The following is a 1,802-nucleotide window of genomic DNA, read 5'->3' on the forward strand; positions in this document are numbered from 1 at the left end:
GGCCACGGCTGTCCTTGGCCGGCAGCACGCTGCCCTGCGAGGCAAATCCGGCCACCGGCTTCAGCTCGCCGCTGAACACCTTCTGCTTCAGTTCCTTGCCCAGGCGGCTGCCATCGGCGGCCAGCAGGTCCGGGGAGACCACCAAGCTGAATTCCTTGCCGGCTTCGACGAAGGGGTAGCGCAGGGTCAGACCGTCATCGGACAGGGTCCAGCTGCTGTCATCGTTGCCGACCTTCTCTTCAAAGCGCACCAGCTTGTCGAAGTCCTGGGTGCCGACCAGCGGGCGCGAGAACTCCAGCGCCAGCGACAGGCCTTCACTTTTCTGGTCCGGGTAGGCACGCAGCAGGGTGAACTCCTTCACCTGCTCGGCCTTGGTGGCGATGGCCTCGCCGCTGGCCTTGGGCAGCTGCCCGCTGTCGTTGCGGCAACCGGCCAGGCCTGCCAACAAGCTGCCTGCCAAGAGCGCCGCCGCCCACCCCCACCGCATCCGCCGTGCCGGACCGCTCATGTCGTCACTCCTTGATCGAGGCGCCCATTATAGGGCCGCCGCGTCAAGGCGTTGACGCCGGCACCCGGCAACGGAAACCCGGTAGACGCCAACCTTGGTTGGCGCTGTCCGTCACGCGCCCGCTGCCCGCCTTGTGCCAACCAAGGTTGGCATCTACCAGAGCAAGTCCAGCGCGGGTGCCCGGTGGAGCATCGGAACGGGCCCCGCCCTACCCCGGCAGGTACAGGTCCACATAGTCGGTCACCGGCATCGCCGCCAGCGCGACCGGGTCCAGCGAGGCGGCCAGGATGCGCTGCTGCTGGGCAGTCGGGAAGCGGTGTGCCAGGTGCCGGCGGAACTTGTCCATCAGCAGCGGAATACTCTCTTCGCGCCGGCGCGCGTGGCCCAGCGGGTACTCCACCAGCACCTCCGGCAGCGCGCTGCCATCACTGAAACGCACGCTCAGGCCGTTGGCAATGCTGCGCTTGTCCGGGTCCAGGTAGTCGGCGCTGAGCTGCGGGTCTTCATGGCAGGCCATCTTCACCCGCAGTGCGTCGATGCGCGGATCGGCCGCCATGTCGTCCTCGTAGTCCTCGGCCACCAGCCGTCCATGCAGCAACGCGATGGCGACCATGTACTGCACGCAGTGATCGCGGTCTGCGGGGTTATGCAGCGGTCCCTGCTTGTCGATGATGCGGATGCAGGCTTGCTGGGTACGGATCGCGATGTGCTCGATGTCCTCGACCTTCCGCCCCAACGCGCGCAGCTGGTGGTGCAGCAGGACCGCTGCCTCCACCGCCGTCTGCCCGTGGAACTCGGCCGGGAAACTGATCTTGAACAACACGTTCTCCATCACGTAGCTGCCGAAAGGGCGGCCGAGGGTCAGCGCCTGGCCATGCATCGATACCGCCTCGAAGCCCCAGGTCGGTGCACTGAGCACGCTGGGGTAGCCCATCTCGCCGGTGGCGGCCATCAGCGCCAGGCGCACGCCACGGCTGGTCGCGTCACCGGCTGCCCAGCTCTTGCGCGAGCCGGTGTTGGGCGCATGCCGGTAAGTGCGCAGCGCCTGCCCATCCACCCAGGCCAGCGACACCGCGCTGAGCATGCGCTCGCGGTCCAACCCGAGCATCTGCGCGACGACGGCGGTGGTGGCCACCTTGACCAGCAGCACGTGGTCCAGGCCAACGCGGTTGAAGGAGTTCTCCAGCGCCAACACGCCCTGGATCTCGTGCGCTTTGATCATCGCCAGCAGCACGTCGTGCACGGTCGGTGGCGGGCGTCGCAACGCGGCCGCATTGCGGCCGAGCCAGTCGGC

At 67.7% G+C, this 1,802-nt stretch carries 1 protein-coding gene and 1 pseudogene; both read right to left on the reverse strand.

Going from position 1 to position 1,802, the window contains the following annotated elements; all coding sequences use genetic code 11:
- A pseudogene (locus AB4Y84_RS20765) lies at window positions 1-508 on the reverse strand (alpha-2-macroglobulin family protein); the annotation flags it as partial.
- A 208-nt stretch (window positions 509-716) separates the two neighbouring features.
- Window positions 717-1,802: bifunctional 2-methylcitrate dehydratase/aconitate hydratase (locus tag AB4Y84_RS20770; RefSeq protein WP_442250830.1), on the reverse strand; the 1,086-nt coding region annotated here is incomplete at its 5' end.

The organism is Stenotrophomonas sp. 2YAF22 (assembly GCF_052114665.1).
GTDB lineage: Bacteria > Pseudomonadota > Gammaproteobacteria > Xanthomonadales > Xanthomonadaceae > Stenotrophomonas > Stenotrophomonas indicatrix.